Source organism: Achromobacter agilis (genome assembly GCF_900496965.1).
Lineage (GTDB): Bacteria > Pseudomonadota > Gammaproteobacteria > Burkholderiales > Burkholderiaceae_B > Achromobacter > Achromobacter agilis.
This window is the reverse complement of record NZ_UFQB01000007.1, coordinates 90,942-105,190: the sequence shown is the minus strand read 5'-3', so window position 1 is coordinate 105,190 and position 14,249 is coordinate 90,942. Positions and strand designations below refer to the sequence as shown.

Below are 14,249 nucleotides of genomic sequence, written 5' to 3'. Positions count from 1 at the left end.
CCGCTAGCCCTGCAGCAGCGCCGCCGTGCGCTCGGCCTCGACGGCCAGCCGGTAGGCGCGTTTCAGGTAGAGCTGGGCGTCGTGCTCCCACGAGAAGCCTATGCCTCCGTGGACCTGGATGGACAGCTTCACGGCGCGGCGCGCGGCGGCCGTGGCCACGCGCGTGGCCGCGGCCGCCAGCGCCGGATCGAGCGTGGCGCGCGAGCGCAGCAGCGCTTCCACGGCATAGCGGCTGTTGTCCAGGCCGATCCAGGCATCGACCAGCGGATGCTTCACGGCCTGGAACTGCCCAATGGCGCGTCCGAACTGTTCGCGCTCCTTGGCATAGGCGATAGCCAGGTCCAGGGCCGCGCCCGCCGCGCCGGCCAACTGCGCAAGCAGGAAAGCCTGGTGGTTCTGCAGCGCGGGCAGGACCTGTCCATCCGGCAGTTCCGCTTGCGCCAGCGCGGGGCCGCGCAGGCGGGCCAGTGCCGTGGTCGGATCCAGGCCCTGCACGGGCTCCAGCATCGCGGGATCCAGGCGCGCCAGGCGCCAGCCGCCGTCCGTCCGGCTCAGGCGCAGGTACTGGGCGGACGGGCCGTAGTCGTCGATCCATCCATCTTCATCGCCGGCGCGGTCGCAGCGGATGCTGGCCGGATGGGCGGCCAGGTCGAGCACGACCGGCGAGAGGGCGGGTTCCCGTTCCAGCAGCACTTGGGCGAGAAAGGCGGAGGGGCCATAGGGCAGGGTGAGCAGCGCGCGCCCGGCCCATTCGCCCATGAGGAGGGTGCCGGGGCCATATTCGGCCTGGAAGGCTTCTGAGCCCGCTTCCAGCCAGCCGCCTTCGGCCAGCTCCTTCCACAAAGCGAGCTGGGTAGCGGCGTGCGCGGGCAGCGCGCGGCGGGCGTAGGTGGGGGGATGCTGTTCTTCCAGCAGGCGGCCGAAGGTCGAGGACAGCAAGGTCCTGATTTCGCTATGCATGTTGTTTTCTGTCCTTGGGCAGGCCGAGCAGGCGTTCGCCCACGATGTTGCGTTGGATCTCCGACGTGCCGGCCACGATGGTCTCGGCCCTCGACCACAGGAATTCGCGCAGTACGCTGGCGGGGGCGGCGTACGGGGCGCCGGCCTGGGGCCCCAGGATGGCCGCTTCGCCCAGGAGTTCCACGCGCTGTTCCCAGACCTGCTGGCGGGTTTCGCTCCACATCAGCTTGAGCATGGCGCCGTCGATGCCGGGGGTGTCTCCCGAGGCCACCTGCCGCAGCACGCGATCCACACGCCAGCGGATGACCTGGCAGGCGTCCGCCAGATCCTGGACGCGGCGCGCGTGCACGGCGCGCTCGTCCGGTGCCAGCGGCGCTTGCGCGAGCGCGGCTTCCAGTTCGCGGAGCTCGTCTTCCAGCTGCACGACCCGGGGCATGAAATAGATGCCGCGCTCGTATTCGGCCGCCGCCATCGCGATGCGCCAGCCTTCGCCGGGTTCGCCCAGGATGCGGCCTTCGGGCACCGCCACCGCTTCGAACAGCACTTCGTTGTAGTCCGCTTCGCCCGTCATCTGGCGTATCGGTTCGACGCGCACGCCGTGGGCGCGCATGTCGATGAGCATGAAGCTCAGGCCGCGATGGGCCTGGCTGTCCGGCTCGGTGCGGACCAGCGCGAAGCACCATTTGGCCAGGTGCGCCTGGGTGGTCCAGATCTTGCGGCCGTCGACAAGCCAGCCGGCGGGTTCGGCGCGGGCCCGGGTGCGCACGGAGGACAGGTCGGAGCCGGTCTGGGGCTCGGAGTAGCCCTGGCACCAGATCTCGCTGCCATCCCGGATGCCCGGCAGGAACAGGGCCTTTTGCGCGGGCGTGCCGAAGCGCAGCAGGGTGGGCGCGAGGATCGCGTGCGCAATGCTGTTGATGGGCTGCGGCGCGTGCAGGCGCGCGCAGAGCTCATGGAAGGCGATCAGCGTGGCCGTGGGCAGTTCGCGGCCGCCGTATTCGCGCGGCCAGGTCAGGGCGATCAGATCGGCCTCGCACAGCATGCGATTCCAGGCCTGGCGGCATTCCGGCGTGTGCGAGGCGGTGTCCGGATACCGGGCGCGCAGCCGCGCGAGCGCCGCCCGCAACCAGGCGTCGGCGTCTTCGAGGAAGTTTTCGGTGCGTATCATGGAGATGGCGGAATCAGGAATGGCTAAGGTGCAGGATGCGGGGTTCGCCTTCGAAGCGCAGCGGCGCATCGATCCAGCGGCCCAGCTCCGAGGGCGGCAGGCCTTCGACCAGGGCGACGGGCACGAATGCTCCGTTACGCACCTCGAAGATGCCGATGTCGGCATAGACGCGGCCGACGACGTCGGCGCCGGTGAGCGGCAGCGTGCAGCGGCTGCGCAGGCGCGGACGGCCTTCGCGGGTGAGCGCTTCCATCATGACCCAGACCTCGCGGGCGCCCGCGGCCAGATCCATGGCGCCGCCCACCGAAGGCATGGGGTCGTCCGCGCCTAGTGACCAGTTCGCCAGATCGCCGTGGCAGGACACCTCGAAGGCGCCCAGCACGGTGATGTCGATGTGGCCGCCGCGCATGATGGAAAAGGAATAGACGTGGTCGAAGATGGCCGCGCCTTCGGTGAGCGCGATGGATTGCTTGCTGGCATTGATGAGATCGCCGTCGGCGGTCTCGTGGGCTTGCAGCAGGCGCATGCCCAGGATGCCGTTCTCGCTGTGCAGCTGGACGCCGCGCTCCGGGTCCAGGCGGTCGGTAACCAGGGTAGGCATGCCGATGCCCAGATTGACCACGGCGCCGGCCGGCAGGTCGCCGGCCACCAGCGCGGCCAGGTGGTTGCGTGTCAGTCGTTTCATTGAGGGCTCCCCAACAGCCGGTGGACGAACAGGCTGGGCGTGACGATGGCGTCCGGATCCAGCGCGCCACAAGGCAGGATCTCGTCGACTTCCACGATGGTGGTCCGCGCCGCCATGCACATCACCGGTCCGAAGTTGCGCTGGGCGCGCCGGTACACCAGATTGCCCAGGCGGTCGGCGCGGTGGGCGCGCACGAAAGCGAAGTCCGCGCGCAGCGGCTCCTCGAGCACGTAGCCGCGGCCGCCAACGATGCGCGTTTCCTTGCCCTCGGCCAGCGGCGTGCCGTAGCCCGTGGGCGAGAAGAAGGGGCCCAGGCCCGCGCCGGCGGCGCGGATGCGCTCGACCAGTGTGCCCTGCGGCATTACCTCCACGGTCAGGCTGCCCGACTGTACCCGTTCGCGGATCACGTCGTTGCCCGGCATGCGGGGGTAGGAACAGATGATGCGGCTGACGCGGCCCGAGGCGACCAGGGCCAGGAAGCTCGTTTCACCAGCGCCGGCGTTGTTGTTGATCAGGGTGAGACCGCGTACGCCGGGCTTGGCCAGCAGAGCGGCCAGCAGGCGCGCGGGAATGCCCGAGCCGCCGAAGCCGCCCACGAAAATGGCGGCGCCGGATTCCACGCCGCGCAGGGCATCCTGCGCGTCGAGGCAGGTCTTGTCTTTCATTGTCCATCCTCCGTTGCCCACGCCGCGCGCCCTTGTGCGCACAGGGTGCCTTCCTGGTGGCAGGCCAGCGCCAGCCCGCGGGAATGGCGCCACCATGAGACCGCGACGGGCAGGCTGGGATAGACCGGCGCCAGGAAGCGCAGGTCCAGCTGGCCCAGCCGCAGGCGGGACGCTTCCCGCAGGCCGGGTTCCAGCGCACGGTTCACGATGCCGAGCAAGGCCGCGCCATGCAGGATGGGCCGCTCGTAGCCGGCCTGCCGCGCGCTCGCCGGGTCCACGTGCAAGGGGTTGCGGTCGGCGTTCAGACGGTACAGCGCGGCCTGGTTGCGGCAGGTGGGCACGATGACGGCGCCGTCGGGCGGTGCGGCCGGTGGCGCGGGGATCGGCTCCGGCAGGGGGTCGCTCAAGGCGGCGTCGCCTTTCGAATAACCGCCGTCTCCGCGGCAGATGTTCAACTGCTCGATGACGGCAAGGTCTTGCCCCGTGGCGGCGTCGCTCAGCGTGCGCCGGGTCACGACAAAGGCGCCGGGTCGCTTGTCGGCGATGTGGCTGACTGCCATTCGGCAGGACACCTGGCCGCGCGCGGGCAGGGGGCGGATGAAGCGCATGCGCTGCTCGCCGTGCACGACGCGGCGCCAGTCCAGGCCATGGCGCGGATCGCGCATCCAGAAGCCGGGGTAGGCCAGCACGGCCGCCATGGCGGGCAGGGCGCGCAGCCCCTGCTCGTAGATGAAGTGTGTTTCATCGCCCAGGGGGGCGCCTTCCGCCAGGCCGGCGCCCACGCCCAGGGCATAGAGGATGCAGTCATCCTCGCCATAGGCCTGGCGCTCGGTCTCGAAGACATGGGACTTCAAGCGGTGATAGTCCAGCGCCATGGCCGCCTCAGACCGGATCCCAGGAAAACACCTGGGCCGAGGTGTCCAGAGGCATGAAGGACGCGCGCAGCGCCGCCATGCCGTGCTCGGCGATGCTTTGCGCGGTCCAGCCTTCCGAGCGGTGCACCGAGCGCACCGGGCGCGATTGGCTCATGAGGAAGATCTCGTTCAGGCGGATGGCGAATACCTGTCCCGTTACCTCGGCCGAGGCGTCGGAGGCCAGGTAGCAGATGAGCGGCGCGATGGTTTCCGGCCCCATGCGGCGGATCTTCTCGACGTGGCGCGCCTGCTCTTCGGTCTTGGCGGGGATGGTCTCCGTCATGCGGCTCCAGGCCAGAGGCGCGATGCAGTTCGAGCGCACGTTGAACGCGGCCATGTCCAGCGCCATGGCCTTGGACAGGCCCACGATGCCCAGCTTGGCGGCGCAGTAGTTGGCCTGGCCGCGGTTGCCGATGACGGCCGAATTTGACGTCATGTTGATCAGGCTGCCGCCGCTCTGTTCGCGGAAGTGGCGGGCGGCGGCGTGGCTGAGGTTGAAGCAGCCGTACAAGTGCACCTTGACCACGGCGTCGAAGTCCTCGGGGGTGAGGCGGTGGAACATCTTGTCGCGCACGATGCCGGCGTTGTTCACGATGGCGTCCACCCGGCCATAGGTGTCGGCGGCAGTCTCGACGATGCGCTGCGCGCTGGCGTACTCGGCCACCGAATCGCCGCTGGCGATGGCTTCGCCGCCGGCGGCGCGGATTTCCTCCACGACCTGCGAGGCCGTGCTCTGCGAGGCGCTCGTGCCGTCGAGCGAAACGTTCAGGTCGTTGACGACCACGCGGGCGCCCTGCGCCGCCAGGGCCAGCGCCGCGGCGCGGCCGATACCGTTGGCCGCGCCGGTGACGACGACCACTTTTCCTTCCAGCATTCCAGATCTCCTTCAGTCCATCCAATTGGTCAGCACGGTCGTGGCCTGGGCGCTCAGCACCCCGCCGTTGCCATGCACGAGCGCGGTGCGCGCCTGCTTCACCTGCCGGTCGCCGCATTCGCCGCGCAACTGCCGCACCGCTTCCACCAGGCCGAACATGCTGTACATGCCGGGGTGCACGCAGGACAGCCCGCCGCCGTTGGTGTTCACGGGCAGTTCGCCGCTGGGGGCAATGCGTCCGCCGGACACGAAGGCGCCGCCTTCGCCCTTGCGGCAGAACCCCATGTCCTCCAGGAACAGGATGGGGTTGATGGTGAAAGCGTCATAGAGCTGCACCAGATCGATGTCGGCCAGCGAGACCCCGGCCCGCTCGCGCGCCTGGCCGGCGCTTTCGCCCGCCACGGTGCGCGTCAGGTCGGCCATGCAGGAGATCTGGCGATGCGAATGCGCCATGGCGGTGCCCAGCACATAGACGGGACGGGCCACTTCGGCGCGCTCGGCGGCGGTCACGACGATGGCGCCCGCGCCATCCGTCACGAGGCAGCAATCGCGCGCGGTCAGCGGCGAGGAAATCATGCGCGCCGACAGCACGTCGCCGATGGAGAGCGGTTCGCGCTTGTAGGCTTCCGGGTTCAGTTGCGCCCAGGCGCGCGCGGCGACCGCGACTTCGGCCAGCTGTTCGCGGGTGGTGCCGTATTCATGCATATGGCGGCGCGTCGCCAAGGCGTAGCTGGTCGGCGGATTGAAGGGCTGGAACGGCTCTTCGTACGGAAACGGATCCAGCTTCGCGCGGGCGCCGGAGGTCGCCGAGACGCCATTGCCGCCGCGCGGCGTGGCGCCATAGGCGATCACGACGTTGCGGCACAGGCCGGCCTGGATGGCCGCGGCCGCAATCAGCAGATGGCCGACGAAGGATGCGCCGCCGATCTGGGTGCTGTTCATGAACCGCGGGAACACGCCCAGGTACTCGGCCAGCTTGTTCAGCCACATCGACGAGGAGAGGCTGGCGCTCATCAGGCCGTCGATCTCTTCCATCCGCAGCCCTGCATCCCGCACCGCGGCGTGTACCGCCAGCGAAGTGACTTCCAGGTCGTTCAGGCCGCCGGCATCTCCGATGCCGGCCGTGGCGCAGCCGGTGATGGCGATGGCGCCGCGCAGGTTCCTGTTCCAGCCGGTCATGGCGCCTCCTGTTCGAACACGACCCGCGCGCGCTGCGGGTCGGGCCGGGCCGTCAGCCGCATGCCGATGCGCGGTTCGCCCGGCCCCAGCAGCGTGGACATCATGCGAAAGCCCTCGTCCATGTCGGCCAGGATGACGTTGCGCGCGGGCGCTTGGGGCGTGGCGGGGATCTCCGAATAGGAATAGAGCGTGGCCCCGGCGCGCATGGGGCGCCAGGCGTATTCCTGCGACCGGCAGTGCGTGCAATGCGTGCGTGGAAAGAAGAAGGCAAGCCCGCAGCTGCGGCAGACCTGGACTTCCAGCCGTCCCGCGCGCAGCGTCTCGGCGAAATACGTTTCCGGCGACGGGGAGCCGTTGCGGACGTCACTCATCCTTGACCCCGGCCTGCGTGATGACGGCTTGCCACTTGTCCATCTCATCGTTGACGAACTTCCGGTACTGGGGAACGTCCATGTCGCCGGGTTCGGAGCCGGTCGAGCGGATGTATTCCTGGGTGGCCGACGCCATCACCGCCTTGCGGATTTCGGCGTTCAGGGTCTGGACGATGTCGGCGGGGGTGCCGGCCGGTGCATAGGCGCCCACCCAGGTGTTCAGGTCGAAGCCCTTGTAGCCCAGTTCGTTGAGCGTGGGCACGTCGGGATAGCGGGATTGGCGCTGTGCGGAAGCGATGGCCAGCGGAATGATCTTGCCCGATTGCAGATAGGCGTTGGCGGTTACCGACTCGGCCATGCCGAAGGGAACCTGGCCCGATACCAGGTCCGTCATGGCTGGACCCGCGCCACGGTAGGACACGTGCATCAACGGCAGCCCGCTCTGGGACCGCAGCAGCTCGCCGACGATGTGGGGAGCGCCGCCGGCGCCGGCCGTGCCATAGGGAACGGAAGGCTGCTTCTGGGCGTAGGCCTTGAAATCCGCGAAGGTCTTGATGCCCTGGTTGGCGTTGACCAGCAGGAAGTTCGGGCTGACCGCCAGCAGGGCGATGGGCTCGAAGTCCTTGCGCGCGTCGTACGGCAGCTTCTTCAGGACGGGGTTGATCACATGGCTGGTCGCGCCGACCAGCACGGTATAGCCGTCCGGCTTCTGGCGCGAAACGTATTCGGTCGCGATCTGGCCGGTGGCGCCCGGCTTGTTCTCCACCACGAAGGGCTTGCCGAGGCGGGTCTGCAAGTCGGCGGCGATGCGGCGGGTCAGGATGTCGGTCATGCCGCCGGGCGCGTAGGCCACGACCAGGGTCACCGGCTTGGCGGGATAGTTGTCGGCGGCGGCGATGGCGGGAACGGCGGCGAGCAGCGTCAGCAGCTGCTTCAGGCGGGACTTCAGTTTCATGTCGGGGGTCTCCTCGTCCTGCGGGCATGTCTGCCCTGCGTGGTTATGGTGTCGAGGGACCATCCCGGAGCGCGTGGCAGGCCGCCTGCTCAGGGGGCCTCGACGCGTCAATGATGAAAGCGGCTCATCATTCCAACAATTGATTAATTGTCATGAAGGCATTCATGAAAGCGATGAATCGCCCGAGGGCGCCGGCTGGCCGAGTCCATCGAGGTGCGTTTCGAACGCAGCGAGAAAGGCGGTGGCGGCGCGCGGCAGCAGGTGGCCGGCGCGGCGCAGGATGGACAGTTCGTGCAGGACTTGGGGCGGGTCGGCGATGCAGAGGGCGTGCAGGCCCATTTCCTCGCAGACGCTGCGCACGTAGCTGGGCATGACCGTGATGCCCATGCCGCCCCGGATCATGGCGAACGCCGTGGTCAGGCTGCCGGTCTGCGCCACGCTGCGCACCGTCAGGCCCTGGTCCAGCAGGATCTGGTCCATTTTGCGGCGCACGGCATAGGTGCCGCGCAACAGGATGTGGGGATAGCGGGCCAGATCGCGCCAGCGCGCCTGGCCCGCGGCGGCCAGCGGATGGCCGGCGGGCACCACGGCGTACATGGGGCCGCGGTAGGCAACGCGGCAGTCCAGCCGGGGATCCTGGCTTTCGACCGCCACCAGGCCCAGGTCGGCCTTGCCGTGCAGCACGTGTTCGGTGGCTTCGTCGCCGGTGAGTTCGTGCAGGTCGAAGACGATGTTGGGATGGCGCGCATGGAACCGGGCCACCACCGGCGCCACGAGTGTGTGCATCATGATGGGAGAGGCGGCGATGGACACTTCGCCGCGCTCCAGCCCCGCCAGGCTGCTCAGGCTGCGTTCGGCCGCGCGCAGCGACCCGAAGGCTTCCTGGGCGTAGGCGTACAGCTCGGCGGTGCCTTCCAGCAGTTCCACGCCCCGGGCAGAGCGCTCGAACAGCGCCAGGCCCACGGACTTTTCCAGTTCGGAGCACAGCTTGCTGACGGTGGATTGCGTCAGGTTCAGCGCCTCGGCGGCGTGGGTGAAATTCTTCAGCTCGTAGACGGCGCAGAAGGCCCGAAGCTGGCGCAGCGTGATGCCCATGGTACGACTCCCGCAAGAGGCGGCTATCGTACCCAAGCCGCAGGCCATTACGTAATTTATTCCGTTTAAGACTTATTCTATGAAAATTACTCGTTTGTTGTGATCAAACGAGACCCGTAGCATCGGTGGCATCCCCCTAGCTGGAGCTTCCATGACCGCGCCTATTCCTACCTTTGCCCACGCCCTCGTGACCCGCGACGAGCGGGGCGTCTACACGCTGCAGATCCATGACGCCAAGAGCCTGAACATTCTGGCCTCGCCGGTGACGCTCAGCCTGATCGAAGCCGCCCGCTGGATCGCGTCGCAGGACGACGCCCGGGCCGTGGTCATCCGGGGCACAGGCGACAAGGCCTTCGTGGGCGGCGCCAACATCTACGAAATGGCCGAGCTCGATCCCCAGGGCGCGCGCGCCTTCATCACGCGTCTGCGCGATCTCTGCGACGCGGTCGCCGCGATCCCGGCCCCCACGATCGCGCGCATCCCGGGCTTCTGCCTGGGCGCGGGCATGGAGCTGGCCGCGGCCTGCGATATCCGCCTGGGCTCGACGGACGCCGTCTTCGGCATGCCCGAGGTGCGCGTCGGCATTCCGTCGGTAATCCATGCCGTGCTGCTGCCGGCGATCATCGGCCCCGGCCCTACCAATTGGCTGCTGCTGACCGGTGAGACGGTGAACGCGGCGCAGGCCTCGCAGTGGGGCTTCCTGGAGTTCGTCAGCGAACCGGGCGAGCTCGACGCGCTGGTCGAACGCACCGTGGCGCCCATCGCCGAAAGCGGTCCGCTCGCCGTGCGCTCGCAGAAGGCCTTGCTGCGCTACTGGAGCGAGTCCACCGTGGAGGCTGGCTTGGACCGCAGCGTGGCCGCCTTCGGCGAGGCGTTCACCACCGACGAGCCGCGCCGCTACATGGCGCCTTTCGTCAATCGCAAAAAGCGCCAGGAGGCCAAATAATGGCCGGCCCGCTCGCGGGCGTGCGCGTCATCGACATGACGTCGGTGGCCATGGGCCCTTACGCCACGCAGATCCTGGCCGACATGGGCGCCGAGGTCATCAAGGTAGAGGCGCCCGAAGGCGACGTGTTCCGCACGTCGGCGCCGGCCGCGCATGCGGGCATGGGGCCTGCCTACCTCAATCTCAACCGCAACAAACACAGCGTGACGCTGGACGCCAAGGCGCCAGCCGATCGCGAGCGCCTGCTGCAGCTGATCGACGGCGCGGATGTGTTCGTCTCGAACGTCCGCACGGCGGCGCTGGCCAGGCTGGGGCTGGACGCGGCGGCGCTGTGCGCGCGCAACGCCCGCCTCATTTACTGTTCGGCTGTGGGCTTCGGCCAGGACGGCCCCTACGCGGCGCGCCCGGCATTCGATGACATCATCCAGGCGATGAGCGGGCTGGCCGACCTGCAGGGCCGCAACAGTGGGGCGCCGGCCTACGTGAACACGATTCTTGCGGACAAGGTGGCGGGCCTGACGCTGGCCTACGCCATTCCCATGGCGCTGTACGAGCGCGAACGTTCGGGGCAGGGCCAGGCCATCGAGGTCCCCATGTTCGAAACGCTGGTTTCGTTCACGCTGATCGAGCACATGAGCGGCCACAGTTTCGTTCCGCCCCTGGGGCCCATGGGCTACAGCCGCGTGCTGTCACCGCAGCGGCGTCCCTACCGCACGCGCGACGGCTATCTGGCCCTGCTGCCCTATACCGACGCGCAATGGCGGCGCTTCTTCGCCCTGGCCGAGCGTCCCGACCTGGCGGCCGATGCCCGCTACGTCGACGCGGCGGCGCGCGCGCGGCATTTCGACGAGCTCTACCAGGATCTGGCGGACATCGTCGCGCTGCGCGGCACCAGCGAGTGGCTGGCGCTGCTGGCGGAGGCGGATATTCCGCATTCGCCGGTGAATACGCCGGAGGCCCTGTTCGACGACCCGCATCTGCAGGCCACCGGCTTCTTCCAGCGCGTGGATCACCCCACCGAAGGGCCGTTGATGGCGGCCGGCATTCCGGTGCGCTTCTCGCGCACGCCGGGCGAAATCAACCGCCTGGCGCCGCGCCAGGACGCCGATCGCGATATGCTCCCGGGTGGGCGCTGAGGCTGGCATGGCCGGGGAGCGCCAGGCGGCGACTTCGACCATGAACATCACTCTCAAGCAATTGCGCGTTTTCTGCGCACTCTACGAACTGCGCAGTTTCACGGCGGCCGCCCGCGCGGCCTTCGTGACCCAATCCGCCGTCAGCAAGCTTTGCGCCGAATTGGAGGCCGAGGTCGGCCAGCCGCTGTTCGAACGCTCCACGCGCAGCGTCACGCCCTGCGACGGGGCGGCCGACTTCTACGCCTACGCGCAGGAAATCCTCGGCACCGTGCGGGCCGCCGAACGCAGCATGTCGGGGCTGCGCACCCTGGAGCGCGGCACCGTGGGCGTGGCGACCTCGCCGCTCATGATGGTCGGCCTGTTGGGCGATGTGGTCGCGGACTACCACCGCGCGCATCCCAGCGTGAAGCTGGATCTCTTCGAATTGTCGACCGACGATACCTTCGAGCACGTGCGCAACGGGCGCGCGGACTTCGGCATCGTCTCGGTCGAGACCCCGTCGGACGAACTCGCCACGCGCGTGATCTACCGCGACACCATGTACGCCGTGTGCGCGCCGCGGCACGCGCTGACCCGCAAGCGCTCGGTATCGTGGGCGGACGTCGCGGCCCACGATCACATCATGCTGCGCAACGTGTATAGCGTGCGGCGCAGCCTGGACCGCGTGGCGGCCGACCTGAACCTGGAATTCCGCTACCGCATCGAGGCGGGCATGCTGACGTCGGCGTTGAAGCTCGTGGGCGCCGGGCTGGGCATTACCGTCGTGCCCGGCTACGCCTGCGACCTGGCGCGGCAGCTCGGCTTGCGCATCCTGGCGATCGACGGCGCGCGCAGGCACGGACACGAGCTCTGGCTGATCCAGCGGCGCAACGCGCGCCTGTCGCTGGCGGCGTCGGCCTTCCTCCAGGCCACCGAGGATTATCTGCGTTCGCGGCAAGCGGAAGAGAATTAATCCTGGTTTGGAATAAGTCTATGAAAATTAGTCCCTTGTTGGGATAAGCGGTGCGCAAGCATCATACGGCCTGAGTTGAAGAGGCCGACTCGCGGCCCCGACAGGAGACAAGCATGACTCAATCGTCCGGCGCGCGGCGCCGCCTTCTGGCCGCTGGCAGCTTTGCCGCCCTGACCGCGCTTGCGGGCGCCTTGCCCGTTGGCGCCGCGCAGGCGCAAGCGGCCTATCCCGACAAGCCCATCACCATCGTCGTGCCGTTCTCGCCCGGCAGCGCCACCGACACCAGCGCGCGCATCATCGCCGAAAAGCTCGGCCCGCGCCTGAACGTGCCGGTCGTGATCGAGAACAAGCCCGGCGCGTCCGGCACCATCGGCTCGTCGTTCACGGCCCGCTCCCAGCCCGACGGCTACACGCTGATCCTCACCAGCAGTTCGACGCACTCGGCGACCCCGGCGCTGTTCCGCAAATTGCCTTTCGATCCGACCGGCGATTTCATACATGTGATCCGGATCGCCACCATCCCGATGATGCTGGTGGTGCGCGACGACGCGCCGTACAAGTCGCTGCAGGAACTGGTCAAGGCCACGCAGGCCAAGCCCTTGAACTACGCATACGGCTCGCCCACCAGCCAGATCGCCGGCGCCACGTTCAACACCGTGGCCGGCGCGGCCGCCAACGGCGTGCCGTACAAGAGCCAGCCGCCCGCCGTGACAGATCTGCTGGGCGGCCACGTCGACTACCTGTTCGCCGACCTGTCCGTCGTCACGTCCTTCATGCAGGCGGGAAAGCTGCGCGGGCTGGCCTACACGGGCCATGAGCGCGCCAAGGAATTCCCGAACGTTCCGACGCTGGCCGAGCTGGGCTACAAGAACTTCGACCTGGTCGTCTGGGTCGGGGTCGCCGCGCCGGCCAAGACGCCCGACGCCATTGTGCAGAAGCTGAACCAGGAAGTCGCCGCCATCCTGCGCGAACCCGACGTTCTCCAGCGCTTCGAATCCCTGGGCATGCAGGTGTCGCCCAATACCGTCGCCGAGCATCAGGCGTTCGCGCAAGCGCAGCGCAAAGTCTGGACGCAACGCGCGATCGACGCAAAGATCGAACCGCAATAACCGGCGGTTTGCATAAAACAAGGGGCGGCTCCAGGCCGCCCCTTGTTCTTGGCCGGTCAGAAAATCTCGAACAGCCCCGCCGCGCCCATGCCGCCGCCGACGCACATGGTGACGACGGCGAACCTGGCGCCGCGGCGCCGGCCTTCGAGCAGGACGTGCCCTGTCAGGCGCGCGCCGGTCACGCCGAAGGGATGGCCCAGGGAAATCGAGCCGCCATTCACATTGAGCCGCTCCATCGGAATGCCGAGACGGCGCTGGCAGTAGAGCGCCTGCGATGCGAAGGCTTCGTTGAGTTCCCACAGGCCGATGTCTTCAACCTTGAGGCCATGGCGTTCCAGCAGGCGAGGCACGGCGTAGACCGGGCCGATGCCCATTTCGTCCGGCGCGCAGCCCGCCACGGCCATGCCGCGGAACGCGCCCAGCGGTTCAAGGTTGGCGCGCTCGGCGTCGCGGGCGTCCATCAGCACGCAGGCCGCGGCGCCATCGGCCAGCTGCGAGGCATTGCCCGCGGTGACGAACCGGTCCGGACCCATGACCGGCGCCAGGCCTGCCAGGCCGTCGGCAGTCGTCGAGGGGCGGTTGCAGTTGTCGGCGCTGACCGTGACTTCTTCCCGGCGCGTGGCGCCGGTCGCCTTGTCGGCGATTTCCATGGTGGCGCGCACGGCGATGATCTCGTCGTCGAAGCGGCCCTCGCGCTGGGCCGCGGCCGTCAGCTGCTGGCTGCGCAGGGCGAAGGCGTCCTGGTCTTCGCGGCTGATGCCGTAGCGCTGCGCGACGATGTCCGCGGTGGCGATCATGGGCAGGTAGAGCTGGGGGACCTGCGCCTGGAGCCAGTCGTCGATGCCGCTTACGCCATCATCGCGCGTGCGCAGCAGCGAGCAGCTTTCCACGCCGCCAGCGATGACGGGGCCGGAATGCCCCATGGCCACGCGGGCGGCGGCGTCGGCCACGGCCTGCAGGCCAGAGGCGCAAAAGCGGTTGACCGTGGCGCCCGCGACGCTTTGCGGCAGCCCGGCGCGCAACGCCGCCTGCCGGGCCACGTTGCGGCCGGTGGTGCCTTCCGGATAGCCGCAGCCCAGGACCACGTCCTCGATGCTGTCCGGGTCCACGCCGGCGCGCTCGACCGCGGCCTGGATCGCATGGGCGGCCAGAGTGGGCCCCTGAGTGATGTTGAACTCGCCGCGCTTGGCCTTGGTGAGCGGGGTGCGCGCGGTGGAGACGATGACGGCTTCTCGCATGA

At 68.7% G+C, this 14,249-nt stretch carries 15 protein-coding genes; 4 read left to right on the top strand and 11 right to left on the bottom strand.

Features of this window, described 5'->3' with window-relative positions:
- Positions 1-3: 3 nt before the first annotated feature.
- From AGI3411_RS10865 to AGI3411_RS10820, 10 genes are all read right to left on the bottom strand, one after another.
- Positions 4-960 (bottom strand): acyl-CoA dehydrogenase family protein, encoded by a 957-nt coding sequence (locus AGI3411_RS10865; protein ID WP_129527382.1) that lies wholly within the window; start codon positions 958-960, stop codon positions 4-6.
- The gene (locus tag AGI3411_RS10860; RefSeq protein ID WP_129527381.1) at positions 953-2,128 is read right to left on the bottom strand and encodes an acyl-CoA dehydrogenase family protein; all 1,176 of its coding nucleotides are present in this window, start codon (positions 2,126-2,128) and stop codon (positions 953-955) included. Before AGI3411_RS10860 ends, AGI3411_RS10865 begins: the two co-directional genes overlap by 8 nt.
- 13 nt (positions 2,129-2,141) lie before the next feature.
- Positions 2,142-2,813 carry a CoA-transferase gene (locus AGI3411_RS10855; RefSeq protein ID WP_129527380.1) on the bottom strand — a complete coding sequence of 224 codons (672 nt, stop codon included), beginning with the start codon at positions 2,811-2,813 and terminating at the stop codon, positions 2,142-2,144.
- Positions 2,810-3,478 (bottom strand): 3-oxoacid CoA-transferase subunit A, encoded by a 669-nt coding sequence (locus AGI3411_RS10850; RefSeq protein ID WP_129527379.1) that lies wholly within the window; start codon positions 3,476-3,478, stop codon positions 2,810-2,812. Before AGI3411_RS10850 ends, AGI3411_RS10855 begins: the two co-directional genes overlap by 4 nt.
- Positions 3,475-4,353: a MaoC/PaaZ C-terminal domain-containing protein gene (locus AGI3411_RS10845; protein WP_129527378.1), complete on the bottom strand. Its 879-nt coding sequence runs from the start codon at positions 4,351-4,353 to the stop codon at positions 3,475-3,477. Before AGI3411_RS10845 ends, AGI3411_RS10850 begins: the two co-directional genes overlap by 4 nt.
- 7 nt (positions 4,354-4,360) lie before the next feature.
- The gene (locus AGI3411_RS10840; RefSeq protein WP_129527377.1) at positions 4,361-5,266 is read right to left on the bottom strand and encodes an SDR family NAD(P)-dependent oxidoreductase; all 906 of its coding nucleotides are present in this window, start codon (positions 5,264-5,266) and stop codon (positions 4,361-4,363) included.
- 12 nt (positions 5,267-5,278) lie between these two features.
- On the bottom strand, positions 5,279-6,445 hold the full coding sequence (locus AGI3411_RS10835) for an acetyl-CoA acetyltransferase (protein WP_129527376.1): 1,167 nt from the start codon (positions 6,443-6,445) through the stop codon (positions 5,279-5,281).
- A complete protein-coding gene (locus AGI3411_RS10830) occupies positions 6,442-6,816 on the bottom strand; it encodes a Zn-ribbon domain-containing OB-fold protein (protein ID WP_165359147.1) in 375 nt (124 codons plus the stop codon). Before AGI3411_RS10830 ends, AGI3411_RS10835 begins: the two co-directional genes overlap by 4 nt.
- Entirely contained in the window at positions 6,809-7,771 is a 963-nt protein-coding gene (locus AGI3411_RS10825) for a tripartite tricarboxylate transporter substrate binding protein (RefSeq protein ID WP_129527374.1), read from the bottom strand. The genes AGI3411_RS10830 and AGI3411_RS10825 overlap by 8 nt, the downstream gene beginning before the upstream one ends.
- Positions 7,772-7,933: 162 nt before the next feature.
- A complete protein-coding gene (locus AGI3411_RS10820) occupies positions 7,934-8,866 on the bottom strand; it encodes a LysR family transcriptional regulator (RefSeq protein WP_165359146.1) in 933 nt (310 codons plus the stop codon).
- A 151-nt stretch (positions 8,867-9,017) separates the two neighbouring features.
- Here AGI3411_RS10820 and AGI3411_RS10815 point away from each other — a divergent pair, with 151 nt between their 5' ends.
- The 4 genes from AGI3411_RS10815 to AGI3411_RS10800 all read left to right on the top strand — a co-directional run bounded on the left by AGI3411_RS10815 (position 9,018) and on the right by AGI3411_RS10800 (position 13,009).
- Entirely contained in the window at positions 9,018-9,812 is a 795-nt protein-coding gene (locus AGI3411_RS10815; protein WP_129527372.1) for an enoyl-CoA hydratase, read from the top strand.
- On the top strand, positions 9,812-10,948 hold the full coding sequence (locus tag AGI3411_RS10810; RefSeq protein ID WP_129527371.1) for a CaiB/BaiF CoA transferase family protein: 1,137 nt from the start codon (positions 9,812-9,814) through the stop codon (positions 10,946-10,948). The genes AGI3411_RS10815 and AGI3411_RS10810 overlap by 1 nt, the downstream gene beginning before the upstream one ends.
- A gap of 40 nt (positions 10,949-10,988) precedes the next feature.
- A complete protein-coding gene (locus AGI3411_RS10805) occupies positions 10,989-11,900 on the top strand; it encodes a LysR family transcriptional regulator (protein ID WP_129527370.1) in 912 nt (303 codons plus the stop codon).
- Between the two features lie 113 nt (positions 11,901-12,013).
- Entirely contained in the window at positions 12,014-13,009 is a 996-nt protein-coding gene (locus AGI3411_RS10800; protein WP_129527369.1) for a Bug family tripartite tricarboxylate transporter substrate binding protein, read from the top strand.
- A gap of 56 nt (positions 13,010-13,065) precedes the next feature.
- Here the strand turns inward: AGI3411_RS10800 and AGI3411_RS10795 are convergent, their stop codons facing one another.
- Complete coding sequence (locus tag AGI3411_RS10795) at positions 13,066-14,247, bottom strand: acetyl-CoA C-acyltransferase (protein WP_129527368.1); 1,182 nt, start codon at positions 14,245-14,247, stop codon at positions 13,066-13,068.
- Positions 14,248-14,249 lie beyond the last annotated feature (2 nt).

Bases quoted from the DNA above. Each gene is read 5' to 3' on its own strand.
- AGI3411_RS10865 (WP_129527382.1), bottom strand. From the start codon at position 960: ATGCATAGCGAAATCAGGACCTTGCTGTCCTCGACCTTCGGCCGCCTG.
- AGI3411_RS10860 (WP_129527381.1), bottom strand. From the start codon at position 2,128: ATGATACGCACCGAAAACTTCCTCGAAGACGCCGACGCCTGGTTGCGG.
- AGI3411_RS10855 (WP_129527380.1), bottom strand. From the start codon at position 2,813: ATGAAACGACTGACACGCAACCACCTGGCCGCGCTGGTGGCCGGCGAC.
- AGI3411_RS10850 (WP_129527379.1), bottom strand. From the start codon at position 3,478: ATGAAAGACAAGACCTGCCTCGACGCGCAGGATGCCCTGCGCGGCGTG.
- AGI3411_RS10845 (WP_129527378.1), bottom strand. From the start codon at position 4,353: ATGGCGCTGGACTATCACCGCTTGAAGTCCCATGTCTTCGAGACCGAG.
- AGI3411_RS10840 (WP_129527377.1), bottom strand. From the start codon at position 5,266: ATGCTGGAAGGAAAAGTGGTCGTCGTCACCGGCGCGGCCAACGGTATC.
- AGI3411_RS10835 (WP_129527376.1), bottom strand. From the start codon at position 6,445: ATGACCGGCTGGAACAGGAACCTGCGCGGCGCCATCGCCATCACCGGC.
- AGI3411_RS10830 (WP_165359147.1), bottom strand. From the start codon at position 6,816: ATGAGTGACGTCCGCAACGGCTCCCCGTCGCCGGAAACGTATTTCGCC.
- AGI3411_RS10825 (WP_129527374.1), bottom strand. From the start codon at position 7,771: ATGAAACTGAAGTCCCGCCTGAAGCAGCTGCTGACGCTGCTCGCCGCC.
- AGI3411_RS10820 (WP_165359146.1), bottom strand. From the start codon at position 8,866: ATGGGCATCACGCTGCGCCAGCTTCGGGCCTTCTGCGCCGTCTACGAG.
- AGI3411_RS10815 (WP_129527372.1), top strand. From the start codon at position 9,018: ATGACCGCGCCTATTCCTACCTTTGCCCACGCCCTCGTGACCCGCGAC.
- AGI3411_RS10810 (WP_129527371.1), top strand. From the start codon at position 9,812: ATGGCCGGCCCGCTCGCGGGCGTGCGCGTCATCGACATGACGTCGGTG.
- AGI3411_RS10805 (WP_129527370.1), top strand. From the start codon at position 10,989: ATGAACATCACTCTCAAGCAATTGCGCGTTTTCTGCGCACTCTACGAA.
- AGI3411_RS10800 (WP_129527369.1), top strand. From the start codon at position 12,014: ATGACTCAATCGTCCGGCGCGCGGCGCCGCCTTCTGGCCGCTGGCAGC.
- AGI3411_RS10795 (WP_129527368.1), bottom strand. From the start codon at position 14,247: ATGCGAGAAGCCGTCATCGTCTCCACCGCGCGCACCCCGCTCACCAAG.